The 17,625-nt window shown below is 76.2% G+C and carries 10 protein-coding genes; 4 read left to right on the top strand and 6 right to left on the bottom strand.

What is annotated here, in order from left to right:
* Positions 1 to 212: 212 nt before the first annotated feature.
* From secA2 to HNR12_RS21980, 4 genes are all read right to left on the bottom strand, one after another.
* Entirely contained in the window at positions 213 to 2,525 is a 2,313-nt protein-coding gene (secA2, locus tag HNR12_RS21995; protein WP_179769352.1) for an accessory Sec system translocase SecA2, read from the bottom strand.
* A 79-nt stretch (positions 2,526 to 2,604) separates the two neighbouring features.
* Positions 2,605 to 3,204, bottom strand: coding sequence for a GTP-binding protein (locus HNR12_RS21990; protein WP_179769351.1), 600 nt, complete (start codon positions 3,202 to 3,204; stop codon positions 2,605 to 2,607).
* Between the two features lie 198 nt (positions 3,205 to 3,402).
* On the bottom strand, positions 3,403 to 4,938 hold the full coding sequence (locus tag HNR12_RS21985) for a uracil-xanthine permease family protein (protein ID WP_179769350.1): 1,536 nt from the start codon (positions 4,936 to 4,938) through the stop codon (positions 3,403 to 3,405).
* A 185-nt stretch (positions 4,939 to 5,123) separates the two neighbouring features.
* Positions 5,124 to 6,914, bottom strand: a complete 1,791-nt coding sequence (locus HNR12_RS21980; protein WP_179769349.1) for a helix-turn-helix domain-containing protein — start codon at positions 6,912 to 6,914, stop codon at positions 5,124 to 5,126.
* A 634-nt stretch (positions 6,915 to 7,548) separates the two neighbouring features.
* Between HNR12_RS21980 and hisS the strand changes: the two genes are divergently transcribed.
* The 4 genes from hisS to HNR12_RS21960 all read left to right on the top strand — a co-directional run bounded on the left by hisS (position 7,549) and on the right by HNR12_RS21960 (position 15,591).
* Positions 7,549 to 8,889: a histidine--tRNA ligase gene (gene hisS / locus HNR12_RS21975; RefSeq protein ID WP_179769348.1), complete on the top strand. Its 1,341-nt coding sequence runs from the start codon at positions 7,549 to 7,551 to the stop codon at positions 8,887 to 8,889.
* Positions 8,890 to 9,069: 180 nt separating this feature from the next.
* Positions 9,070 to 11,517 (top strand): tetratricopeptide repeat protein, encoded by a 2,448-nt coding sequence (locus HNR12_RS21970; protein ID WP_179769347.1) that lies wholly within the window; start codon positions 9,070 to 9,072, stop codon positions 11,515 to 11,517.
* A gap of 172 nt (positions 11,518 to 11,689) precedes the next feature.
* Positions 11,690 to 14,152, top strand: coding sequence for a helix-turn-helix transcriptional regulator (locus HNR12_RS21965; protein ID WP_179769346.1), 2,463 nt, complete (start codon positions 11,690 to 11,692; stop codon positions 14,150 to 14,152).
* 596 nt (positions 14,153 to 14,748) lie between these two features.
* The gene (locus HNR12_RS21960; RefSeq protein WP_179769345.1) at positions 14,749 to 15,591 is read left to right on the top strand and encodes an AMP-binding protein; all 843 of its coding nucleotides are present in this window, start codon (positions 14,749 to 14,751) and stop codon (positions 15,589 to 15,591) included.
* A gap of 52 nt (positions 15,592 to 15,643) precedes the next feature.
* Here HNR12_RS21960 and HNR12_RS21955 read toward each other — a convergent pair whose 3' ends face one another.
* Positions 15,644 to 16,579 (bottom strand): alpha/beta hydrolase, encoded by a 936-nt coding sequence (locus HNR12_RS21955; protein ID WP_179769344.1) that lies wholly within the window; start codon positions 16,577 to 16,579, stop codon positions 15,644 to 15,646.
* Positions 16,580 to 16,658: 79 nt separating this feature from the next.
* On the bottom strand, positions 16,659 to 17,213 hold the full coding sequence (locus HNR12_RS21950; protein ID WP_179769343.1) for an ATP-binding protein: 555 nt from the start codon (positions 17,211 to 17,213) through the stop codon (positions 16,659 to 16,661).
* Between the last annotated feature and the right edge of the window lie 412 nt (positions 17,214 to 17,625).

Genomic DNA, 17,625 nt, shown 5'->3' with positions numbered 1-17,625 from the left:
TGCCTGCGCTATGCGCACAACGCGGCGGAACCCGTGGCACGGGTGTCCGCCCGATTGCCTGGCACACTACCCCTTCTCTCGTGCAATTGCATGAGAGTCAGTGAAACGGCGGGATGTCCTGCGGTGGAGCCCGGAATGCGGCCCGCGCGGGGCCGGGCCGGGCGCCGGGGCGTCCGCGCGCCGCACCGGTGCCGGTGCGGCGCGCGGGCGCGCTAGGCCGTGGACTCCCCCGAGCCGACCGCGCCCTTGATGCGGCCGACCACGGTCTCCAGCGCCGAGGAGAACGGGTGGTCGTGGACCATGTAGGTCCAGGTCATCGAGGGGCGCTTGACGCCGACGGCGGAGACGTCGATCGTGCCGTCCTCGCCGACCTCGGCCGCCAGGAAGGTCTCGGCGGCGCGGGCGCGGGCCTCGTCCAGGAAGCCCTTGAAGGCCGGCACGGCGTCGCGGTTGAACTCGTCCAGGGGGTCGCGGCGGCCCAGGAAGCGCAGGTGGATGCCCTCGCGCAGCTCGGCCAGGAACGCGTTGTGGTCGGTCCAGCCGCGGTCGAGGTGGTACAGCGTGATCAGCCGGGCCGCGCGGGCGACCTCCTCCTCGCCGACCTGCTCGACCAGCTCGGCGTGGCGCTCGGGGCAGTCGTGCTTGAGCTGGCGGTCGCCGAGGTCGTCGGTGAGCACGGCCTCGCGGTGCTCCAGCACCACGCCGCGCTGCACGTCGATCAGCTGGTTGTAGCGCCAGGTGTTGCGGTGGACCTCCAGCAGGTTGCCCTCGGAGACCCGCTGGGCGTGGTCGACCATCTGCAGCCAGCTGGGGTCGGTGATGGCGCCGTCTCCCTCGGCCTCGTAGCCGCGGGTCTCGGGGGCGTTGTTGGCGACCAGGTCGTCCTCGACGGAGACGAAGAAGACCGAGGCGCCGGGGTCGCCCTGGCGGCCGGCGCGGCCGCGCAGCTGGTCGTCGAGCCGGCTGCTGGGGTAGCGGCCGAAGCCCATGACGTAGAGGCCGCCCTTGTCGACCACGCGGTCGCGGTCGGCCATGTCGCTGCCGCCCAGGCGGATGTCGGTGCCCCGGCCGGCCATCTGGGTGGAGACCGTGATGGCGCCGTAGGTGCCGGCCTCGGCGATGATGCCGGCCTCCTCGGCGTCGTTCTTTGCGTTGAGGACGACGCACTCCAGGCCGTCGTCGGCCAGGCGCTTGGCCAGCAGCTCGGACTCGGCGACGTCCTGGGTGCCGATGAGGATGGGCCGGCCGGTCCGGTGGACCTCGGCGACCTCCTCGACCAGGGCGTCCTCCTTCTCCTCGCGGGTGGCGTAAAGGCGGGTGCCGTCGTCCTCGCGGACGTTGGGCTTGTTGGGCGGGATGACCGCGACTTCCAGCTCGTAGAACTCGCGCAGCTGCTCGGCCACGGCCATGGCGGTACCGGTCATGCCGCAGCGCGTGGGGTAGCGCAGCACCAGCGACTGCACGGTGATGGAGTCGAGGACCTCGCCGGTCTCGGAGACGGCGACCTTCTCCTTGGCCTCCACCGCGGCCTGGAGGCCGTCGGGCCAGCGCTGCAGGAGGGCGATGCGCCCGCGCGACTCGTTGATGAGCCGGACCTCGCCGTCGCGCACGACGTAGTGGACGTCGCGCTGGAGCAGCACGTGGGCGTGCAGGGCGAGGTTGACCCGCGGCAGCACCGAGGTGTCGTGCTCGTCGTAGAGGTCGATGCCGCCCAGCTCCTTCTCGACGGCGTCGATGCCGGCGTCGGTGAGCTGGACGTTGCGGCCGTCGACGTCGACCTCGTAGTGCACGCGCGGGGTGAGGCGGCGCACGAGGTCGGCCATCTCCAGGTCGGCCTCGGTGGACTCGGCCGCGCCCGCCAGCACCAGCGGCACGCGGGCCTCGTCGACCAGGACGGAGTCGGCCTCGTCGATGAGCGCGATGTTGGGCTCGGGCACCACGCGGTCGGCGACGTCGGTGACCATGCGGTCGCGCAGGACGTCGAAGCCAAGTTCGCTGACCGAGGCGTAGGTGACGTCGGCGGCGTAGGCCGCGCGGCGCTCCTCGGGCGTGGACTCCTCGCTGATCCAGCCCACGGCCACGCCCAGGCGCTCGTACAGCGGCGCCATCCACTCGGCGTCGCGGCGCGCGAGGTAGTCGTTGACGCTGAGGACGTGCACGCGCTGGCCGCGCAGCGCGAACCCGGCCGCCGCCAGCGCACCGGCCAGGGTCTTGCCCTCGCCGGTGGCCATCTCGGCGATGTGGCCGTCGAGCAGCGCCATGACGCCGAGCAGCTGGACGTCGTAGGGGCGCTCGTCGAGCGCGCGGCGCGCGGCCTCGCGGCCCACGGCGCACAGCTCGACCAGGTCCTGGCGGTCATAGGGCAGCTCGGCGTTGCCGAGCTCGGCGGCCTTGTCGGTCAGCTCGGAGTCACTGAGCTCGCGCAGCTCCGGCTCGCGCGCCTCGATGGCTTCCAGAAGCTTGCTGTAGGGCCGCAGGTCCACCGCGCCGGGCCTGCCCAGGAGCCGGCGGACGCTTTCTGCCATTCGTCCGAACACCACGCAAGGGTAACTCCGTTCGGCGCCCGGTGGGTTCCCGCGCGGCGCCCAATCGGGCGCCGTCCGCTCAGCCGCGCGCGATGAGCTGCCCGCCGCGCGAGGCGGCGTTGCCGGCCTCCACCGCCATGGCGTGGCGGACCAGCGCGGCCAGCACCCCGATGACCGACTGGCGGTCGCGGGCGTCGCAGCGCACGATCGGCACCTCGGGCCGCAGGTCCATGGCGTCGCGCAGTTCCTCGTAGGTGTACTCGGGCTCGCCCTCGAAGGAGTTGAGCGCGATGAGGAACGGGATGCGGTACTGCTTCTCGAAGTAGTCCAGCGCCTGGAAGGACTCCTCCAGGCGGCGGGTGTCGGCGAGGATGACCGCGCCCAGGGCGCCGCGCACGATGTCGTCCCACATGAACCAGAACCGCTGCTGGCCGGGGGTGCCGAACAGGTACAGGGTCAGGTCGGTCTCCAGGGAGATCCGGCCGAAGTCCATGGCGACCGTCGTGCTGGTCTTGTCGGGCGTGTGGGAGAGGTCGTCGATTCCGGCGCTGGCGGCGGTCACGGCCGCCTCGGTGCGAACGGGGGCAATCTCCGAGACCGCTCCGACGAAGGTCGTCTTGCCCACGCCGAACCCGCCGGCGACGATGATCTTCGTTGAGAGTTTCGGGGTTTCGCTCACGTGGATCTCTGGCTCCCTCACGACGCTGGAAGCCGCCGGGCGTACCGCAAAGGACGCCCTGGCGGACAGAAGGGGAAGAAAGGCGCGGGTCCCGTTGGTGGCGGCGCATCGGGCACCACGCACTGAAACTAGCACCGCCCCGCACACTCCAGCGCCACGCGGTGACGATACGGATTCACCCCCGCCGTGATTGGCGCCTCACCCCGCGCCCGCGCCGCCGCCGGGCCGCCCCTCGGCCCCGCCGGAACCACCCGCGCGGCGCTGTGCCGGCCCGGCCGGGGCGCCGGGGCCGCCGTCGGGCTCCTCGGCGCCGGCCGGCTCCTCAGCCGCCATGGCGTCGACCCCGCTGCCCAGCAGCAGCCCGGCGCCGGAGTCGGCGTCGGTGTGCCCGTGGCCGAGGGGGCCGGCGGGCGCGGCGGCCGGGCGCATCGCGGCGGGCGCCAGGCGCACCAGCGCGTGGTAGCCGACCAGGGTGATGAGCGTGCCCAGCGCGATGCCCTCGATCGCGAAGGTGCCGGTGATCTCCAGCCGGACCCCGCCGATGCCGGCGATGAGGCCGGCGGCCACGGGCACCAGCACGATCGGGTTGCCGAAGTCCACGCGGTTCTCGACCCAGATCTTGGCGCCGAGCAGGCCGATCATGCCGTAGAGCACCACCGTGATCCCGCCCAGCACGCCCGCCGGGGTGGCGGCGACCAGGGCGCCGAACTTGGGGCACAGCCCGAACAGGACGGCCACCACGGCCGCCACGTAGTAGGCGGCGGTGGAGTAGACCCGGGTGGCGGCCATGACGCCGATGTTCTCGGCGTAGGTGGTGGTGGGCGGGCCGCCGACCGCGCTGGACAGCGAGGTCGCCACGCCGTCGGCGATGATGGCGCGGCCCATGTAGCGGTCGAGGTCGTCGCCGGTCATCTCCTGGACGGCCTTGACGTGCCCGGCGTTCTCGGCGATCAGCGCGATGACGGCGGGCAGCACCACCAGCACGGCCGAGGTCTCGAACTGGGGGGCGTGGAACTCGGGCAGGCCCACCCACGGGGCGGCGGCGACGTCGGCGAGGTCCACGCGCGGCGCGCTGCCGCCCTCGGGCAGCGCGGCCGGGCCCAGCAGCAGGTCGGCCGCCCAGGAGAGCGCGAACCCGAACACCAGGCCCAGCAGGATGGTCACGCGGCCCAGGAACCCGCGCAGCAGCACCGTGGCGAGGATGACGAAGGCCATGGTGAGCAGGCCGATCCACTGGTCGAACGGCCAGTAGCTGTCGGCCACCACGGGCGCCAGGTTGAACCCGATGAGCATGACCACCGCGCCGGTGACCGCGGGCGGGAACGCGGCGAGCACGGCCCGGGGGCCCAGCAGGTGGATGACCAGGCCCGACAGCGCCAGGACGGCGCCGGCCACGCACACGGCGCCGGTGAGCACGGCGGGGTTGGCGCCCTCGGGCGAGACGACCGCGGCGGCGGCCACGAACGAGGCGCTGCTGCCCAGGTAGCTGGGGATCCGGCCCTGCACCACGAGCAGGAACAGGATCGTGGCCACGCCCGACATCATGATGGCGAGGTTGGGGTCCAGGCCCATGAGGACGGGGAACACGAAGGTGGCGCCGAACATCGCGACGACGTGCTGGGCGCCCAGCCCCGCCGTGCGGCCCCACGACAGCCGCTCCTGCGGCCGGACGACCTCGCCGGGCGGCGGCGCGCCGCCGTCGCCGTAGAGCTTCCACCGCAAGCCGAGATCCACCGGGCCTCCACCAGGACGAGTCGGGTGCGACCGCGCCTGTCGCTGTGGCGGTCGCGGGGCGCGGGCCGTGCACAGCACTACCCCATTGGTCGCATTCGCCCCATAGGTCGCACACAAGGATGTACCACCATGATCGCCGGGAGGTTTCGCGCCGGTAACCGCTGCCGCTCGGTGGGGGCGGGGGGCTACCCCGGGTCGCGCATGCGCAGCACGCGCAGGGCCACCAGCAGGTCCAGGCGCAGCTGCGGGTCGGTGCTGAAGGGGCCCAGCATGCGCTCCAGCTTGCCGATCCGGTAGCGCAGGGTGTTGTAGTGGAAGTGCAGCGCCCGGGCGGTCTCGGCGACGTTGAGGTTGTTGTCCAGCAGCGCCTCCAGGGTGGCGCGCAGGTCGTCGGCCTCGGGCGAACCGGTCTCGGCCAGCTCGCCCAGGGTCTCGGCGGCGAACGCGCGCAGTTCGGCGCCGTCGCCGACCAGGCTGAGCAGCCGGTCCACCCCCAGTTCGTCGAACTCCGCCACCGCGCCCGGCCCGCGCGTGCTCCGGGCCACGCGGGCGGCGCGCCGCGCCTGCTCGTAGGCGCGCGGCAGCTCCCGGGGCCCCTGCGCCGCCCGGCTGATGCCGGCGGTGAAGGCGGGCGCCCCGCCGGGCCCGCCCGGCTCCCCCGCCATCCGCGCGACCAGGTCGCGGGCGGCCGACGCGGAGGCGCCGCGCCGGCCCGCGCCCTTGGCCGCGCCGCCGGCCCCGCCGCCCCGCCCGGGGCCGTCGGCGCGCGTCAGCACCACGACCTCCCGGCGGTAGCCGGCCACGGCCGCGCCGGGGTCGCGCTCGCGCGCGGCGGCGGCCCAGGCGGCGGCCCGCTCGTGGTCGGGGCGCGCCCCGCCGTCGGCGCCGGCCTCCGGCGGGAACTCCGCCGCCGCCACCACCAGCGGCCGGTCCACGTCCCAGCCGAGGGCCGCGCAGCGGCGCGCGGTGCCGCCGGGGTCGCCGGGGTCGTCGGCGCGCCCGGCCAGCAGGTCGCGCAGCAGGTCCCCCCGGTACTTCTCGGCCATGGCGGCCTCGGCCAGGCCGCGGGCCAGGGACAGGGCGGCGGTGGCGGCGGCGCGCTCCAGCAGGCCGACGTCCTCGGGCGCCGCCGCGCGGCCGTGCGGCAGCAGCACGACGCGGCCGTGGTCGACGCCCCCCGATACGACCGGCACCTGCACCGCGCGGGGCGCCGCCGCCGGCCCGGCCGCCCCGGCGGCCTCGGACGCCGCCTCCTCGAACTCCGCCGGCCCCAGCGGGAAGTCGGCCGTGCGGAACCGCGCGCCGCCGTCGTCGAAGAGCGCCGGGTCGGCCGCGGCGCCGCCGGAGACCCCGGCCCGCGCCAGCACCCGCCCCTCCGGCGTGGTCACCAGCACCCCGCCGCCCAGCGGACCGGCCAGCGCGGCCGCCAGGGCGGCCGGGCCGCCCCCGGCGCGGTCGGCCTCGGCCAGGGCCCGGCGCACCCGCTCGGCGCGCTCCAGGCAGGCGGCGCGGCGGTCGAGGACGTCGCCGAGCAGCCGGGCGGGCACCTCGCCCAGGGGGACCTCCGCGCCCAGGCGCAGGACGGGCAGCGCGATGTTGTCGGCGGTGCGCAGCGCCTCGCGCGGCACGGCGGCGGCGCCGGGGCCCACCGCCACGGCCGCCAGCCCGCGGTCGTCCAGGTCGCGCAGCAGCCGGACCGCGCCGCCGCGCCCGCCGCCGCGCAGCGGCGCGGCGGCCAGCAGCAGCTCCCCCGCGCCGGCGCCGGCCATCTCCTCGGCCGTCGCCGCCACGGCCAGCCGGCGGACCACGCGGCCCAGGCCGGCGGCTCCGGCGAGGATTTCGGTGCCGCGCAGGCCGGGCAGGCCCAGGGCCTCGGCCACGGTGATGCCCCGCGCCGGCGCGTCGGCCGGACGGGGCCGGTCGGCGCCGGACGCGTCCGCGGCGGGCGGGGCGTGCTCGTCGGCCGGGTGGTCCATGGCAACGACGATAACGGCCGCCCCGGAGCCGCCCCGGGGCGCGCGGCCCCGCGCCGGCGCGCCCCGCGCGCCCCGCGCGCGCCGGGATCGCCGCGGTGGCCGGGCGGCCCGGCCGCGCGCGGGCGGCCCAGGACGGCTCCGAGCTGCTCCGGGACGCACGTGTGCTTTATGACATTGTGAGCGGCCCATTTCGGCCGCCTCCGGCTCTGGGCGTGGTGGGCTCGGCGGTCTACCGTGAACCCAAGGGCCCGCGCCGTGCGGGCTCCGGCGCCGTTCTCCTGGCACGAGACCCCGCCGGACCACGCGGCCGCAAGGGTCCGCGTCGACACACGCTGAGCGTGGGGCCGTTCGCTGACGTCGCTGGGGCAACGTCGGCCCGCATCGGTCGATGCTCCGCGGTGCTCGACGGCCCCACCGGCCCGCGAACCGTCCACGCGGGCCGGTGGCGGTGTCCGCCGCCCCGGCACCGCCGGGCGGTCGGGGCCGACTCCGGCCGCGCGCCCGCTCCGCTCCCCCACGCGCACCCGTGCGCGCCCGCGCCCGCGCGCGGCGGCCGCCCGCCCGGCGGCGAGGGCCTACCATTGAGCTGTTTGGGCTGTTAACGCACACCGGCCGCAAGGAGCCACACGAACCAATGTCCGACCAGCGCGTCCTCCGCCCCGCACCCATCAGCGGCTTCCCCGAGTGGTCGCCGGAGATCCGGTCCGTGGAGCTGCGCTGGCTGGACCATATCCGCGTCAACTTCGAGCGCTACGGGTTCGCCTCGGTCGAGACCCCCTCGGTCGAGAGCCTCGACGTCCTGCTGGCCAAGGGCGAGACCTCCCAGGAGGTCTACACCCTGCACCGGCTCCAGGAGGACCCCGACGACCGCTCCGACGCCCGCCTGGGCCTGCACTTCGACCTCACCGTGCCGTTCGCCCGCTACGTGGCCCAGCACTTCAACGAGCTGACCTTCCCGTTCAAGCGCTACCAGATGCAGCGCGTGTGGCGGGGCGAGCGCCCCCAGGAGGGCCGGTTCCGCGAGTTCACCCAGTGCGACATCGACGTCATCAACGTCGACCAGGTGCCCCTGCACTTCGACGCCGAACTCCCCCGCATCGTCCACGAGGTGCTGAGCGGCCTGGACCTCCCCGCCTGGACGCTCTACGTCAACAACCGCAAGGTGCTCCAGGGCTTCTACGAGGGCCTGGGGATCGCCGACCCCGTCGCCGTCATCCGCGCCGTCGACAAGCTGCACAAGATCGGCGCCGACGCCGTGCGCGAGATCCTGGTCGACCGGGCAGGCCTCACGCCCGAGCAGGCCGGGGGCTGCCTGGAGCTGGCCGCGGTCAAGGGCGCCGACGCCTCCTCGGTGGTCGCCGAGGTCAAGCGGCTGGGCGTGGCCTCCGAGCTGCTGGACCAGGGACTGGAGGAGTTGGCGTTCGTACTGGACTCCCTGGCCGACCTCCCGGCCGGCGGGGTCGTGGCCGACCTGTCCATCGCGCGCGGCCTGGACTACTACACCGGCACGGTCTATGAGGCGTCCTTCGACGACGACCCCGGCTACGGCAGCATCTGCGCGGGCGGGCGCTACGAGGACCTGGCCGGCCAGTTCATCCGGCGCAGCCTGCCCGGCGTGGGCATCTCCATCGGCCTGACCCGCATCTTCGCCAAGCTGGTGGCCGAGGGCCGGATCGCCCCGGGCCGCTCCTGCCCCACCGACGTGCTGGTGGTCCTGCCCTCGGCCGAGCGCCGCGACGAGGCCCTGCGCACCGCCGCCCTGCTGCGCGGGCGCGGCATCAACACCGAGGTCTACCACCAGCCCGCCAAGCTGGGCAAGCAGGTCCAGTACGCCTCGCGCAAGGGCATCCCCTTCGTGTGGTTCCCCCCGTTCGAGGACGGCCGGGAGCACGAGGTCAAGGACATGGCCGGCGGCGCCCAGACCACCGCCGACCCCGCGTCCTGGGCGCCGCCCGCGCCCGCCGCGCAGGGCTGAGGGCGGCGGCGGGCACGCCCGCCGCCGCTGCCGCGCCTCCCCCGCCTCGGCCGCGCGCCGGAACCGGCCATTCCCGAGACAGGGCCGGACCCGCGTGCCAAACTGGCCCACACCGGCGCCGGAGCCCCCTGTACGGCACCGGCGCGGCCACGACGACGCGGCTGCCCAGTGAACGAGGCCATGACACACCCGCGCCCCACCCCGAGCCTGGCCACCGGACCGCGCCCCGGCGACATGGTCGGCCGCGAACGCGATGTAGCGGAACTGTGCCGGATCCTCGGGCAGAGCCGCCTGGTGTCCCTCACCGGCAGCGGGGGCATGGGCAAGACCCTGCTGGCCGTGCGCGTCAGCGACCTCGTGCGCTCGCGCTTCACCCACGGCAGCAGCTTCGTGGACCTCAGCGAGGCCGCGACCCCCGACCAGGTCGTGCGGGCGGTCGGCCGGTCCCTGCGCGTGCTGGAGAACAGCCAGCGGCCCCCGCTGGAGGCGATCGTCACCGCGCTGCGCCACCGCAGCGTCCTGCTGCTGCTGGACACCTGCGAGCGCGCCGTCGCCGCGCTGGCCGAGCTGTGCCGGGTGCTGCTGGACACCTGTCCGGGGGTGCGCATCCTGGCGACCAGCCGCCAGCCGCTGCGGATACCCGGCGAGACCGTGTGGCGGGTGCCCCCGCTGTCGCTGCCCCCGCCGCCGCGCCCCTCCGACGACGGCTGCCCGCCCGCCGCAGTCGGACCCGACCAGGTGCTGCGCTACGAGGCGGTCCGCCTGTTCGCCGCCCGCGCGGCCCGCGCCCGGCCCGGGTTCCGGGTGACCGCCGACAACGCCGCCGCCATCGCCAGCGTCTGCCGGATGCTCGACGGCGTGCCGCTGGCCATCGAACTGGCGGCGGCCCGCGTGCGGGTGCTGTCGGTCCACCAGATCCTCAGCCGGCTCGACGACCGGTTCCGGCTGCTGGTGACCGCCGGCAGCGAGCTCCCGGCCCGCCAGCGCACCCTGCGCGCGGTGCTGGAGTGGAGCCACGACCTGCTCGTCCACCCCGAGCAGCTGCTGCTGCGCCGCCTCACCGTGTTCGGCACCTGGAACGGCGCGCAGGCGGCGCGGGTGTGCGGCCGCGACGGGGTCGACCCCGCCCAGGTCGGCCGGCTGCTGGAGTCGCTGCGCGACAAGTCGCTGATCGTGCTCGACTGCGAGGTCGGCGGGGACGCCTACTACCGCCTGCCCGACACCGTGCGCGCCTACGCCGCCGAGCGGCTGGCCGCCGCCGGCGAGGAGGCCGCCACCTGGCAGCACTGCCTGAGCGCCGCCGTGGCCGAGATGGAGGACATGGCCGAGGCGGTGGCCCGCCCGCTCACGTGGGCCGAACGCCTGTCCTACCTGCACCTGCTCGACCACCACCGCGAGAACACCGCCCGGCTGCTGGAGTGGGCGCTGCGCCAGGGCCGCGCCGAGGAGGGCCTGCGGCTGTGCGTGGCGCTGCGGCCCTACTGGTTCGCCCGCGGCCTGCTGGCCGAGGGCAGCCGGTCGCTGCGCCGGCTGCTGTGGGAGTCGCCCGAGACCCAGCCGCCGCACGTGCGCGCCCGCGCCCTGGCCGTGCACGCCGAGCTGTGCCTGGACCTGGAGGGCGCCCGCACGGCCGCCTCCATCGCCACCACCGCCCTGGACACCGCGCGCGCCTGCGGCGACACCCCGGCCGCCGTGGTCGCCTGGGGCGTGCTGGCGGCCGCGGCCCTGCGCGCCGGCGACGACCGGGGCTGCCGCGAGGCCGCCGAGCGGGCCCTGGCCCGGGCCGCCGCGGTGCCCGACCACTTCACCGAGGTGTCGGTGCTGGGCACCCTGGGCCGCCTGGCCCGCCGCTCCGGCGACCTGGACACCGCCGAGAAGTACCTCGACCGCGGCGTCGAGGCGGCCGAGAAGCTGGGCGACCTGTGGTGCGTGGCGCGCTGCCTCAACGGGCTGGGGGTGATCTCCACCGAGCGCGGCGACCTCGACGTCGCCGCCGGGCGGCTCGACCGCGCCATGGAGATCTTCGGCGACATGGGCGTGGCCCCCGAGACCGCGCGCTGCTCGGCGGCCATGGGCTACCTCGACCTCGCGCGCGGCGACATCTCCGGGGCGCGCCGCCGGTTCGCCGGCTGCCTGCGCATCAGCGCCGCCTCGGGGCGGCGCGCCGCCGCGGCGCGCGCGCTGGAGGCCCTGGCCGAACTCGCCATCGCCGAGGAGCAGCCCGAGCGGGCGGCGTCGCTGGCGGGGGTGGCGGCGCGGCTGTACGCGGCGCTGCGCCAGCCCTACCCGCGCGCCGAGCGCCTCTTCGCGGCGGCCTGCCGGACCCTGCCGGCCGACGTCGCCCAGCAGGCGTGGAAGGCCTGGCGCACACTGCCGCTGGACCAGGTGGTGGAGCGCGCGGCGAGCTTCCCGGTGCCGCGCCGCCCGCTGCCGGCCCTGCTGACCCCCCGCGAGCGCGAGATCGCGGTCCTGGTCGGCGAGGGGATGTCCAACCGGCAGATCGCCCGGCACCTCACCATCAGCCAGGCCACGGTGGCCCGCCACATCGCCAACATCTTCCGCAAGCTGCTCATCACCTCCCGCGCCCAGCTCGCGGACTGGGCCGCCGAGCACGGGCTGAACCGCTGAGCCCGCGGCGGGGCACCGGGGCGGGCGGCGGGCGATTCCGCGGTACCGCTTGCGCACCGACTGTGCACCTACTAAGACAGAGCTTTAGGCACGAGCACGCACCACTCCCGATCCCGCCCTTACCCCCAGGCAAGGTGAGCGCGGTCCCCGACTGCCTACTCGTGTGAAGGCCATGGCACCTCAGACCGCTCCCGCGCGGCAGAACCTTCCCGTTGAGACCGACAGCTTCATCGGACGCGACCGGGATCTGAGCGACCTCCTGCGGCTGCTCGGCGCCGACCGGGTCGTCACCCTCAGCGGCGCCGACGGTATCGGCAAGACCCGGTTGGCGCTGCGGCTGGCGGCCCACGCCACCGCCTCGTTCCCCGACGGCGTGTGGCTCGCCGGGCTGGCCTGCGCCGGCACGCGCGCCGACGTCGCCGCCCGGATCGGCGCGGCGGTGGGTGTCGCCGAGGAGGCGCTGTCCGACCCGGTCGACCACCTGTGCGAGGCGCTGCGCCGCCGGGCGCTGCTGCTGGTGCTCGACGACTGCGACGGGGCGGCCGACCACGTCGCCGAGGTCGCCGCCGCCCTGACCGCGTCCTGCCCGGCGCTGTCGCTGCTGCTGACCTCCGGTGAGCCGCTGCGCGTGCCCGGCGAGCGGGTGTGGCGGGTCCCGCCGCTGACCCTGCCGCGCGAGGGCGTCGACCCCGCCGACAGCGGCGCGGTGCGGCTGTTCCTGGACCGCGCCCGCGCCGCCGACCCCGGGTTCGCCGTGGACACCGGCACCACGGCCGACCCCGCCGGCCTGCGCACCGTCGCCGAGGTGTGCGAGCGGCTCGACGGCGTGCCGCTGGCCGTGGAACTGGTGGCCGCGTGGGCCGGAAGGGTGCCGCTGGACCGCCTGGCCGAGGGGCTGGCCGCCCACCTGCCCGCGGCCGATCCGCGCCGGCACGGCCGCGCCGCGCGCCGCCGCCTGCTGGAGGGCGTCCTCACCTGGAGCCACGCGCTGCTCAGCGATCCCGAACGGGTGCTGCTGCGCCGCCTGGCCGTCTTCCCCGACTGGGACCTCGAAGGCGCCGAACGGGTGTGCGGCGCCGCTCCGCTGGCCGAGTCCGACGTCTTGGACCTGCTGTCGGGCCTGGTGGACCGCGGGCTGATCTCGCTCACCGGCGAGCACCACAACCGGGTGCGCTACCGGCTGCCCGGCGCCGTCCGCCGCTTCGCCGCCGCCCGCCTGGCCGAATCCGGCGAGGCCGACGAGGCCCGCGCCCGGCACACCGCGCGGATGGTGGCGCTCACCGAGGACCTGGGCCGCATCGCGGTGGAGGGCCGGCCCATGCCGTGGGCCGAGCGGTTCGGCCACCTGCAGCGGGTGGTCTGCGAGTACGACAACGTGCGCGCGGCGCTGCTGTGGGCGGAGCGGCGCCGCGACGCCGAGGCGGGCCTGCGGCTGTGCGCGGGGCTGCGGACCTACTGGGTCCTCGGCCACCACTTCGGCGAGGCCGGGACCTGGTGCGACACCTTCCTGGCGGTCGAGGGCGCCGACGACGCGCTGCGCGGCCGGGTCATGGTGCTGCGCGCCCAGGTGTACCGCGCCCAGCGCCGCTACCCCGAGGCCGCGCGCATGGCCGCCGAGGCCGAGGCCCGCTGCCGGGCGGCGGGCGACACCGAGTCGGTCGGCCAGGCGCTGAACGTGCTGGCCGACTTCGACATCCGCGACGGCGCCTACGCGCGGGCGCGCGAGCGGGCCACCGAGGTGCTGGAGGCGGCCCGCGCCACCGGCGACCTGTGGAACGAGGCCGTGGCGCTGGCCCTGGTGGGCGCGGTGGCCGTGCACACCGGCGAACTCGGCGAGGCCGAGACCCGGTTCAACACCGCGCTGATGATCATGCGGGGCATGGACCACCGCTGGGGGGTGGGCCTGGTGCTGATGGCCCAGGGCGCCGCCGCCGAGGTGCAGGGCGACGCCCAGAGCGCCGACCGCTGCTACCGCGAGGCGCTGGACATCCAGCGCGGCATCGGCGCGGTGCCCGAGATCGCGGCGGCGCTGGCGGGGGTGGGCCGCATCGCCCCGGCCCTGGGGTCGGTGGCCCAGGCCTACGACTACCTCAGCGAGAGCCTGCTGGTCAGCCACGCCGCCGGGCACCGGCCCGGCGCCGCCCGCGCCCTGGAGGCCATCGCCCAGGTGGCCCTGGACCACGGCGTGGCCGAGGACGCGTTCCGGTGCGCGGGCGCCGCGGCGGCCCTGCGCGGCGGCCTCGACTCCGAACTGCCCGACCCCCGCCGCCCGGCGGTCCCGCTGAAGCCCGGTGTCGAACCCGAGCAGGTGCGCGCCTGGTGGGAGGAGGGCCGCGGGCTGGGCCTGGACGCCGCGGTCGACCTCGCGCTGCGCATCACCGAGTCCGGCCGGCCGGCCCGGCCGCGCCCGGCGCCCGCCCGCCTCTCCGAGCCGCCGCGCACGGCGCTCACCCCGCGCGAGCACGAGATCGCGCAGCTCATCGGGCAGGGGGAGAGCAACCGGGTGATCTCCGAGCGGCTGTTCATCACCCAGGCGACCGTGGCGCGGCACGTCGCCAACATCAACCGCAAGATGGGCTTCAACTCGCGCCGGCAGATCGCGGCGTGGGTGAACCGCCATGCGGTGTCGCCGTGAGAAGCCGGTGAGCTGCGGCGTTCCCGGCTGAACCCCTCCGCGCCGGATCTACATATGCAGATGCACTCGTTTCTGCATGTGCAAAAGCTCGCGAAAACGCTAGAGTCGTCATCATGAGATCGGGCCCGGGAGGGCGCCCCTGGCGCCACCACCGGAACCGGCTCAGACCTCCCGGAGGCCGCACCTCCGGGACGCCGTGACCGCCGCGGACCCGCGCTCGCGCCACGCCCCGCCTGACGCCCAACGGGGGCGCCGGAGCGGGCGGGGGTCCACCGGCGCCGCGGCATCGCTGGAGCCGTATCGCCGCGGGTGCGCAGAGGGGAGGCGCCCGCGGGGCCCATCGGTACGGCGACGCCGGGCTCGCCACGTGGAGGGGGCGTGACGAGCCCGGCGCGCGATGACGGCCGGGGTGTCCGGCGGTGCGCGCCCGCCTGTCCGACGCGGGCGGCGACGCGCGCCGGTGCGCCGCGGGCGCCGCCGCCGCGGCGTGAGGGGCCGGGGGGCTCTCCGCCGATTGGGAGGCGGCCGGCGGCGCCCGCGCACCGCGCGCTTCCCACCGACACCGCCGAACACCCCGCGCCGGACGGGAGGACCCTATGGACGTCGACCGGTTCGACCAGCGGGTGCGCCGCCTCCGGGCGCCGGCCCGCGCGCGTCCCGCCGGGTCGCTCACCGGCGGGCTGGCCGACCGGCTGCGCCGCGGCTGCGGCCGCCCCCGGGTGCGCGACACCTCCGGCACCGACCTGGACGCGCTGACCTTCGCCGTGACCGTCGAGCGCGCCGCCGCCGGGCTGAGCCGGCGCGGCACCTGCCCCGACGACGTGGTCGGCGTGCTGGCCCCGGTGGGCCCCGAGCGGCTGACCGCCGTCTACACGGTGATGGCCCTGGGCGGGATCGCGCTGCCCCTCGACCTGGACTCCGACCTGGAGACCATCATCGATGTCCTCACCGCCGTGGACGCCCGGATGATCCTGGTGACCGCCCCGCTGGCGGGGATCGCCCGCGAACTCGCCGACCGCTCCCGCGTGCGCCAGGTCGTGGCCTTCGGCGAGGCGCCCGAGACCACGCCGTTCGGCGAACTGCTGATGCCCAGCCCCGACGGCAGCGGCTACGACCCCGCGCGCGGCCTGTTCGACAACGGCATCCTGGCCTACTCCGCCGACGCGGGGGGCGTGCGCACCGCGCTGCACGGCCACCGCGAGCTGCTGCGCCGCCTGGGCGAGGTCACCGAGGCGCTGGGGCTGGGCCCCGGCGACACCGTGGCCGTGGACTCCGGCATGGCCGAACCCGAGCGCGCGGTCCTGGCCGCCGCCGCGCTGTGGAGCGGGGCGTCGGTGGTCACCACCGCGGCCCGGGGCGCCGAGGCCGTGGGGCGCGAGCTTGCCGGGTTCGGCGTGACCGTGCACGGCTCGCCGGCGCCCGCCCGGGTGGCGGGCTGAGGGCGCCCCCGCCCACCCGGCACGCGCCGCACCTCCGGCGGGCGCGCCGCGCCTACGGCGCCGCGAACGCCGCCCGCAGCGCGTCGAACGCCGGCTGGGCGGCGGCGCGGGCCGCCGGCACCGCGTGCATGAACCGCAGGAAGCCGTGGACCATACCCGGGCTGTCGTGCAGGCGCGCCGGGACGCCGGCCTCGGCGAGGCGGCGCGCGTAGAGGGCGCCGTCGTCGCGCAGGGGGTCGCCCTCGGCGGTCAGGACGAAGGCGGGCGGCAGGCCGGAGAGGTCGGGCACGCGCGCCGGCCGCAGGTAGGCGGGGAGGTCCTCGGGCCGGGCGCCGCCGAGGAAGGCGCGCCCGTACCACTCCAGCTCCGCGGGCCGCAGCCCCGACGCGTCGGCGAACGCGCGCGCCGACGGGGTGTCGCCGGCCCCGGTGGAGGGGTAGACGAGCAGCTGGAAGACGGGCGGGCGCACGCCGCGCTCGGCCGCCGCGAAGCACAGCACCGCCGCGAGCAGGCCGCCCGCGCTGTCGCCGGCCACCGCCACGCGGCCGGGGTCGCCGCCCAGCTCGGCGGCGTGCTCCAGGCACCAGCGGTAGGCGGCGAACGCGTCCTCGACGGCGGCGGGGTAGGGGTGCTCGGGCGCCAGCCGGTAGTCGACCGCCACCACGAGGGTCCGGGCCTGCTCGGCGAGCAGCCGCGCGGCGTTGTCGTGGGTCTCCAGGCTGCCCACCACGAAGCCGCCGCCGTGCAGGTAGAGGGTCACCGGCAGGTCGGGACCCGGCGAGGGGCGGTAGACGCGGACCCGGACGTCGGGGGCCCCGGGCGGGCCGGGCACGGAGGTGTCGCGGACCTCGTGCGGGCGGGCCAGGCGGGGCGCCGCCAGGCTCTCGGCGTTCTCGGCGGCGCGCACGGCCGCGAGGTCGAGGTCGTCGTCCCACACCAGGTCGGGCTGGTCGGCGAGGTAGGCCGCCAGGACGGGGTCGAGCTGCACGGTGCCCGTGCTCCTCTCATCGGGGGTGGCGGGACCGGCCGCCGGGCGGGCGGCCCTCGCCCCGGCGACGCTGAGGGGGCTACTCGGCCGCGGCGCCGCGGTCGGGGTCGTTGACGTCGATCTCGAACCACGCCACGTGGGTGGTCTCGGTCCAGTACTCGCCGCTGCGCGTGGTGCAGCTCTCGATGATCAGCTTGCCCCGGCCGTAGTCGTCGTTGTCGGGGCGGGCGGGGTCGGTGGGGGCGGCGGTGGTGTGCTTCTCGCCCTGGTCGGCGACCGCGACGCGCACGCGGTCGCGGCTGGAGCGGATGAAGAGGGTCATGACGCCGCCGGTCTGGCCGGAGCGGGAGTGCAGGAGGGCGTTGGTGGCCAGCTCGCTGGAGGCGAGTTCGGCGTCGTCGAGGACGCTCTGGGGCGGCGCGGAGCGCTCCAGGAACTCCCGCACCCGCGCCCGGATGGAGCGGACGGCGGTCAGGTTGCCCACGCAGCTCCACACGGTGTGGTCGGTGGCGGCCTCGGTGTACTCGCTGGCCTCCAGCGCGGCGGTCTCGACGGGGTCGGCCGGGTCGGCGGCGGAATCGGGAACGACCGGACCGGCGGCGCCGTACTCGCGGAGTCGCTGCGAATCGCTCATACCCGTCTCACTCCCATCGCGACCGGGGGACAGCCGACGGCCTCACCTTAGACAACCCCTCGACACGCCCTCGACAAGGCACACCACCACCAGGACAGCACACCAGGTGCCGGCTGTTCTCGTATACCCCGCAAAACGCGGCCGTGTGGCCGATCCGACAGGGGGCGGGCGCGGGCGCACCGGCTCCCGGTCATGCGCGGTGACCTGCGTGTTCACGATACGCGCCCGCGCAAGCGCGGCGCGGGAGGCGGGCGCGCGCGGCCCGGCGGCGCAGGTCAGCGGGCGTCCGGGCGGCCAGGACACGATCCGGTGAATTACCTGACAGGCACTCTCGGCAACAACGATAATCGTTTCCACAAGACCGCGGAGCGTGCCGGCCACCGGACGCTCCGCCCGGATCCCATGGAAAGAG

It is taken from the genome of Streptomonospora nanhaiensis, from assembly GCF_013410565.1.
Lineage (GTDB): Bacteria > Actinomycetota > Actinomycetes > Streptosporangiales > Streptosporangiaceae > Streptomonospora > Streptomonospora nanhaiensis.
The sequence above is the reverse complement of the archived record's forward strand: the minus strand, read 5'-3'. Positions and strand labels throughout refer to the sequence as shown.